Here is a 7,047-nt window from a genome sequence, read left to right as displayed (position 1 = left end):
TAAATATTGCTGAAAATAGTACTAATATTATTATTACTGCAAATTTTTTAATCATAATTTTTTCCTTTTTAATTTTATTAACCTATTAAAAATTTCCTTCGCACTCCGGTTGAGAGCGAAAAGTATTTTTTAAAAAAGAAATTTCAATTAGCATTATCAAATCTGCCAACTTCATTTCCCATAACAATCTTCTGCATTAAGGTCTCTTCTGTTACAATAAGAAAAACAGAAAAGACATTATCAAAATGAATTTGTTCTTCCCGAGTTTGGTTAATGAAAATTTATAATAAAAAAGATAAAATCGTAACTTACGGTATATTAGTAAGTTGGGGGGGGTATAGTATTTGGGAAAGGGGGAGACTTTGCGAAGGAGCGAGGGAAAAAATTGAGATTAAAATTCCTTACAAATTTTCTAAGATCAAAAAATCTTATTATTCTCACTATTTTCTCCTTCTAAATTGAAAAGATGTTTTGTGTTATAAATTTTGTTTTTCACAATTATGTCAAATATTTCGGATGTAAACTATTTTACTAATAGCATTTTCTTTACCATTGTTTTCTCAGTTAGCAACCTTATAGAAATAAAATTTTTGAGCAATTTGCTTTCCCTGCTCATTATTCCCGTCCCAGATAGCAGAATATCCGTAATGCGATTCCATGGTTGTTACATTAACACGGTTGATGCACTCTAAAAATTTCATTTTTATAAAATTCTATCCTCCACATTTGTTTGTCAAATTAGGATCCATCCATAAAATCCAAAAATTTGATAAAATGGTTTAGAAAAGATATTCAGATCACTAACAATTTTTTTAAAGTTTCGTTAATATCGAATTTTTTATCAAAAATAGGGAAAACTTGACAGAAAAATCAGCTAATTGGAAACACAGAGATTATAAATATTTAGAAAATTAAGTGATAATTTTCTTTAATAATCAAAAAATATTTCGGAGGAAATATGGAAATTACCGGTGTAGAAATAATTAGAGCTGCGGCTCTTCTTGGTGCTGGAATATGTATGGGTTTTGGCGCAATCGGACCTGGAATCGGTGAAGGATTTGCTGCAGGAAAAGCATGTGAAGGCATTGCTCGCTCTCCGGAGAATGCAGGACTTCTTACCAGAACTATGCTTGTTGGTCAGGCTGTTTCCGAATCAACAGGAATCTATTCGCTTGTAATCGCACTTCTTCTTATCTTTGCGGTATAATGCAAAACTACGTCTGGAGTTAAATTTATGGTCAGTATTGATTATACCCTGATTTTAGTAATCATAAATTTTGTTATCCTGCTGATTGTTCTCAAAAAGTTGCTCTACAAACCTCTTGCCAAATATCTCGCGGAAAGAGAAAAGCAAATCAAGGGAGACTTGGATGAATCTCGTCTGAAAAAGGAAGAATCCGAAGCAATCCTCGAAGAACAGAAGCAGCTCCTCAGGGAAGCAAAACAGGATGCAAAAGATACAAGAGAAAAAGCTATTAAAAACTCTAAACTCGCAGCCGAAGAAATGATGAAAGAAGCTCATAAACACAAAGCAGATATCGTGAATGATGCTCAAAAAGTGATTGAAAATGAAGTTGCATCCGCAAAGCAGGAACTAAAAGAAGAAGTTGGGCTGATGGTTGTGAACATGGCAGAGAAAATTCTTGGGAAAAAATTGGACAAAGAAAATGATGCTGAGCTCATCAAATCCATAGTTCGGTCACGTCCGAATATGCCTAACGAGGAGATTTAGTTTGGTAAAAAATATCATAGCAAGCAGATATTCCAAAGCTCTTATTCAATCATATTCTGAAAATGAGTATGAGAGTTTGGATATTGTCCTCGAAGAGTTATCAATATTTTTCGAAAAAAATGAAGACATCAAAGATTTCTTTATCTCTCCGGTCATCGAAAAAAAGGTCAAACTTGAAATACTTAATGAACTTTCCGCTCAATTCGAGTTCGACAAACGGTTGCATAATTTTTTTATGTTGATGATAACAAAGGATAGAATATTTTATTTATCTGAAATTTTTGCTGAGGCTGTCAAAGTTCTTCATAACAAATTGAGGATATATGATTTTCATCTTGTTACAGCTCGCAAAATTGATTCAGAAATCCAACAGGAGATAGTCAGATATTTAAATCAGAGTATTGATGGTGAGATAAAGTTCAATCACAGAATTGACGGTTCTCTGCAAGGTGGTTTTCTCGTTTATAACGATCAACTTGCGTTTGATGCATCCATAAAAAATAATTTTAACCTGTTTCTAAAAAGTTTATAGTTTAATGTCAAAATTTTCTATCCGGTGCTCTAATCGAACCTTAAACACTCAGAAGCACACCAAATTATTATTTTATAGATAAACCGGAAGTGGGAAAAATTCAACATTCAAGTTTAGTGCTTTTTCGTGTATTTTACGGTCAACATTATTAAGAACTATTAGGAGAAGTATGAAAATACAACCTGATGAAATAAGTAGTATTTTAAGAGATAAAATCAAGAAATTTGAATACAAGGTCGAAGTAGATGAGGTGGGGCGAGTGATCGAGGTCGGTGATGGAATTGCCCGTATTTATGGGCTTAATAACATCATGGCAAATGAACTAATTCTCTTCCCTAATGATATTTATGGTGTTGCCTTTAATCTCGAAGAGGATAATGTCGGTTGCATTATTCTTGGTGAAGGAAATCGGATCAAAGAAGGTGATATTGTAAAAAGAACCGAAAAGATCATTCAAATCCCGGTTGGTAATGAAATGCTTGGTAGGATTGTGAGTCCGCTCGGTATTGTCCTAGATGATGGTGGAGAAATTAAAACTGAAAAAAACATGCCGATTGAACGAAAAGCCCTTGGGGTAATTCAAAGACAACCGGTGAAAGAACCTCTCCAAACCGGGCTGAAAGCCATTGACTCAATGATTCCGATTGGAAGGGGGCAAAGAGAATTAATCATCGGAGACAGAAAAACCGGTAAAACCGCTCTTGTTATTGACACAATTATCAATCAGAGAGATACCGATGTTTATTGCGTTTACGTTGCAATCGGTCAAAAAAAATCGAGTGTGGCAAAAGTGGTGGAAGCACTCCGCGAGAATGAAGCAATGGACTATACCGTGGTTGTTTCTGCAACTGCCTCGGATTCCGCTTCTTTGCAATATATTGCCCCTTACGCCGGTGCAACCATCGGTGAATTTTTTCGTGATCAAGGTAAACATGCTTTGGTAATTTATGATGATCTTTCCAAACATGCAGATGCCTACAGGCAGCTTTCGCTCCTGCTACGTCGTCCTCCCGGAAGAGAAGCCTTTCCGGGCGATGTTTTCTATTTACATTCACGTCTTCTGGAAAGAGCATCAAAACTCAACGATAAATTAGGTGGCGGCTCATTAACTGCTTTGCCGATCATCGAAACAAAGGAAAATGATATTTCCGCTTATATTCCTACAAATGTGATTTCGATTACAGACGGGCAAATTTATTTACAGTCAAATCTCTTTAATGCTGGTGTTCGTCCGGCAATTAATGCGGGACTTTCCGTTTCACGAGTGGGTGGAAATGCTCAGATTCGAGCTATGAAAGATGCCGGCGGAAAAATACGAATGGATTTGGCACAATTTCGTGAATTAGAAGCATTCGCAAAATTTGGAGCGGATCTGGATAAAGATACTCAAGACCAGTTGACGAGAGGTTACAGATATGTCGAGATACTCAAACAAGGGCAATATCAGCCTATTCCGGTTGAAAAGCAGATAGCGATTATATTTATGGCTACTAACGGCTTTCTCGATCAATTGCCTTTGAAAATTGTGCATGAAGTACAGTCCGACCTTTTTCATACTTTAGAAATCGAGTATAAAGAATTATCTGAAAAATTGCTTAAACCTGCCGGTATCACAGACGAAGTTAAAAAAGAACTAAAAGAATTGTGTAAAAAAGTCCAAATGAATTTTGAGCACGAATTACTTAAATCTGAAGAATAATTTTTTATGGCTAGTCTAAAAGATCTAAAAGAGCGAATTGATTCTATAAAAAGCACACGGCAAATTACCAGTGCAATGAAAATGGTAGCAGCTGCCAAACTTCAGAAAGCACAACAGAATATTCTCAATGCCCGTCCTTATGCAAATGACATAAATCGGATGCTCACGTCTTTAGTAACCCACAACTCTCAGGACAATAGCCCTTTTCTTAGACAAATTGATACTGATGATCCAAAAGCAATTTGCATTATCACCGTAACTTCTGACAAAGGACTTTGCGGAGCATTCAATTCAAATATTATCAGGAAAACCGAGGAACTTATTAGCAAGAACACAAATAAGAAAATTGATCTGATCTGCATCGGGAAAAAATCCTGGAAATATTTTGGCAAACATCGACCGAAACTCGTGAAACATAAGATTGTTGATCTATTTAACAAGGTAGAATTTTTTCATAGCCGCGATGTTATGAAGATGGTAGCTAAATCATTTGTTGATAAAGAATATGAGCAGGTATTGATAATTTACAATGAATTCAAATCAGCCATCCAACAGGATATAATTGTGGAGCAACTTTTGCCAATCCTGAGAATTGAAGAAAATAAGAATGATGATTTTGTTGCATCATATTTGATGGAGCAACAACCTGCCGAACTGATAGATGAACTGATTGAAAAAAATATTGATGTCCAAATCTGGAAAGTTCTTTTGGAATCATATTCTTCTGAGCAAGGTGCCAGAATGACGGCTATGGAAGCCGCCACGGATAATGCAGACGATATGATAAAAGAATTAACATTGATTTTCCACCATAAGCGGCAAGAGAACATAACTACGGAAATAATCGAAGTTTCTTCTGCCGTAGAAGCCCAGTAGAAATAGATTATAAATTTCATAAATGAATGCATTTCACAGAATAAAAGGATAAATTTTGGAGGAAATTTTGAATAAAGGAAAAATCGTACAAATTATTGGTCCGGTAGTTGACGTTGAATTCCCGGAAGATAAACTCCCACCAATTTATAATGCTCTCAAAATTAAAAGAGAGAATGAAATTGACCTTGTTTTGGAAGTGGAACAACATCTTGGCGAAAGTAGAGTTCGCACCGTCTCTATGGATTCTACGGACGGATTAAAACGCGGAAAGGAAGTTTTGGACACCGGAGGTCCAATCTCAATGCCGGTCGGAGAAGAAACTCTCGGTCGTCTTTTAAACGTTGTGGGTGATCCCATTGATGAAAAAGGCGAATTGAAAACCAAAAAACGCTATCCGATTCATAAAGAATCTCCCAAATTTTCAAATCTTGATATTCGGGATGAAGTTTATGAAACAGGTATCAAAGTTCTCGACCTGCTTTGCCCTTATTCAAAGGGTGGGAAGACAGGACTTTTCGGTGGAGCGGGAGTTGGTAAAACAGTTTTAATTATGGAACTTATTCGTAATATTGCCACAGAACACGGCGGTTATTCTGTTTTCTCCGGTGTTGGTGAACGGACTCGTGAGGGAAATGATCTAATGCTTGAGATGCAGCAATCCGGTGTGATGAAGAAAACCGCTATGGTGTTCGGACAAATGAACGAGCCACCCGGAGCACGTTTGCGCGTCGCATTATCCGGTTTGGCAGTGGCGGAATATTTTCGGGATGAAGCAAAGAAAGATGTCCTGCTTTTTATTGATAATATTTTCCGATTTTCGCAAGCAGGTTCGGAAGTTTCCGCTCTGCTTGGCAGAATGCCTTCTGCGGTTGGTTATCAACCTACTCTTTCTACGGAAATGGGTGAATTGCAGGAAAGAATTACTTCCACAAAAAACGGCTCCATTACTTCTGTTCAAGCGATTTATGTCCCCGCAGACGACCTTACTGATCCGGCTCCAGCCACCACCTTTACACATCTCGATGCTACAACTGTTCTTTCGCGTAAATTGGTTGATATCGGAATTTATCCGGCTGTTGATCCGCTGGAATCAAGCTCGAGAGTGCTTGATCCGGCAATAATCGGAACAGAACATTATTTTATTGCGAGACAGGTTCAACAGATTCTCCAAAAATACCGTGAGTTGCAAGACATTATCGCGATTTTGGGGATGGAAGAACTTTCCGAAGAGGATAAATTGACGGTCAACCGAGCAAGGAGAATTCAAAAATTTCTCTCCCAACCTTTCTTTGTTGCAGAAGAATTCACAAATACGCCCGGAAAATATGTCAAACTCGAAGAGACAATCCAAGGTTTCAAAGAAATCGTAGAAGGAAAACATGATGATGTTCCTGAACGGGCTTTTTATATGGTTGGAACCATTGACGAAGTTTTGGAGAATGCCAGAAAAATGAGAAACAAAGATGAGAGAAAATAGTATTCACATAAAAATTTCTACGCCCACAGGTATTTTTCTCGAAGATGATGTTGAGGAATTGGTAGTTCCCGGACAAGAGGGATATTTCGGTGTTCAGACGGATCACACTCCTTTTATTTCTTCTCTAATGCCCGGTAAATTATCAACATTTTCCGATGATTCGGAAAGAGACTTTGCAATTCATAATGGCTTTGTTGTATTAAGAAATAATAATGTGAATATTTTGACCGAGACAATAGAAAGACCGGAAGATATTGATAAATCTCGAGCGGAAAGTGCGCGAGAAAGAGCAAAAAAACGGCTCCGCGAAAAAGAACAAGAAACTGATTTACGCCGAGCCGAAGCAGCTTTGCGACGCTCCCTTTCCCGTTTGGAAATAGCATTGGATTAATTTATAAATAGTGTCCATCCGTAAACTTGCATTTTTGCAATGATTCTCAGAATGTGATTCGACGCAGAAAAACACTGATTATGCTGATAAACCCCTGTTGAATATAAAATACAAAGTATTCAACGGGGCAGGCGCTGATATTACACTTTTTACAAAAAATTTTTATCTTGCGAAAATCCACTTTTTCAGTGTTCATCTGCGTCGAATCCCTACTTTACGGACAGACCCTAAATAGAAAAATGTATTAAAGAGCTATATGAAAATATGGCTCTTTTTTATTTGTATCGGGTTTTTTGTAAATTTAGAGAAAAACGGGAGAAAGTGGGAAAACAATTTGTAA

General features: G+C 37.0%; 9 protein-coding genes. 8 read left to right on the top strand and 1 reads right to left on the bottom strand.

Annotation, left to right across the window (positions count from 1 at the left end; all coding sequences use genetic code 11):
* The first annotated feature begins 273 nt into the window (after positions 1-273).
* A complete protein-coding gene (locus U9P79_00325) occupies positions 274-462 on the top strand; it encodes a hypothetical protein (GenBank protein ID MEA2103078.1) in 189 nt (62 codons plus the stop codon).
* 98 nt (positions 463-560) lie between these two features.
* Here the strand turns inward: U9P79_00325 and U9P79_00320 are convergent, their stop codons facing one another.
* On the bottom strand, positions 561-701 hold the full coding sequence (locus tag U9P79_00320; protein MEA2103077.1) for a hypothetical protein: 141 nt from the start codon (positions 699-701) through the stop codon (positions 561-563).
* A 257-nt stretch (positions 702-958) separates the two neighbouring features.
* On the opposite strand from U9P79_00320, the gene atpE reads away from it, so the two are divergent.
* The 7 genes from atpE to atpC all read left to right on the top strand — a co-directional run bounded on the left by atpE (position 959) and on the right by atpC (position 6,707).
* A complete protein-coding gene (gene atpE, locus U9P79_00315; GenBank protein ID MEA2103076.1) occupies positions 959-1,207 on the top strand; it encodes an ATP synthase F0 subunit C in 249 nt (82 codons plus the stop codon).
* Between the two features lie 27 nt (positions 1,208-1,234).
* Positions 1,235-1,732, top strand: coding sequence for a F0F1 ATP synthase subunit B (gene atpF, locus U9P79_00310; protein ID MEA2103075.1), 498 nt, complete (start codon positions 1,235-1,237; stop codon positions 1,730-1,732).
* A gap of 1 nt (position 1,733) precedes the next feature.
* The gene (atpH, locus tag U9P79_00305) at positions 1,734-2,264 is read left to right on the top strand and encodes an ATP synthase F1 subunit delta (protein MEA2103074.1); all 531 of its coding nucleotides are present in this window, start codon (positions 1,734-1,736) and stop codon (positions 2,262-2,264) included.
* A 169-nt stretch (positions 2,265-2,433) separates the two neighbouring features.
* Positions 2,434-3,963 (top strand): F0F1 ATP synthase subunit alpha, encoded by a 1,530-nt coding sequence (gene atpA, locus U9P79_00300; protein MEA2103073.1) that lies wholly within the window; start codon positions 2,434-2,436, stop codon positions 3,961-3,963.
* Between the two features lie 6 nt (positions 3,964-3,969).
* Positions 3,970-4,839 carry an ATP synthase F1 subunit gamma gene (gene atpG, locus U9P79_00295; protein ID MEA2103072.1) on the top strand — a complete coding sequence of 290 codons (870 nt, stop codon included), beginning with the start codon at positions 3,970-3,972 and terminating at the stop codon, positions 4,837-4,839.
* Positions 4,840-4,906: 67 nt separating this feature from the next.
* On the top strand, positions 4,907-6,316 hold the full coding sequence (gene atpD, locus U9P79_00290) for a F0F1 ATP synthase subunit beta (protein MEA2103071.1): 1,410 nt from the start codon (positions 4,907-4,909) through the stop codon (positions 6,314-6,316).
* A complete protein-coding gene (atpC, locus tag U9P79_00285) occupies positions 6,303-6,707 on the top strand; it encodes an ATP synthase F1 subunit epsilon (protein MEA2103070.1) in 405 nt (134 codons plus the stop codon). Before atpD ends, atpC begins: the two co-directional genes overlap by 14 nt.
* Positions 6,708-7,047 lie beyond the last annotated feature (340 nt).

This window comes from Candidatus Cloacimonadota bacterium (assembly GCA_034661015.1).
Taxonomy (GTDB): domain Bacteria; phylum Cloacimonadota; class Cloacimonadia; order JGIOTU-2; family JGIOTU-2; genus JAYEKN01.
Note: the sequence above shows the minus strand (reverse complement) of the source record. Positions and strands in the feature narration are given on the sequence as shown.

Bases quoted from the DNA above. Each gene is read 5' to 3' on its own strand.
- U9P79_00325 (MEA2103078.1), top strand. From the start codon at position 274: ATGAAAATTTATAATAAAAAAGATAAAATCGTAACTTACGGTATATTA.
- U9P79_00320 (MEA2103077.1), bottom strand. From the start codon at position 701: ATGAAATTTTTAGAGTGCATCAACCGTGTTAATGTAACAACCATGGAA.
- atpE (MEA2103076.1), top strand. From the start codon at position 959: ATGGAAATTACCGGTGTAGAAATAATTAGAGCTGCGGCTCTTCTTGGT.
- atpF (MEA2103075.1), top strand. From the start codon at position 1,235: ATGGTCAGTATTGATTATACCCTGATTTTAGTAATCATAAATTTTGTT.
- atpA (MEA2103073.1), top strand. From the start codon at position 2,434: ATGAAAATACAACCTGATGAAATAAGTAGTATTTTAAGAGATAAAATC.
- atpG (MEA2103072.1), top strand. From the start codon at position 3,970: ATGGCTAGTCTAAAAGATCTAAAAGAGCGAATTGATTCTATAAAAAGC.
- atpC (MEA2103070.1), top strand. From the start codon at position 6,303: ATGAGAGAAAATAGTATTCACATAAAAATTTCTACGCCCACAGGTATT.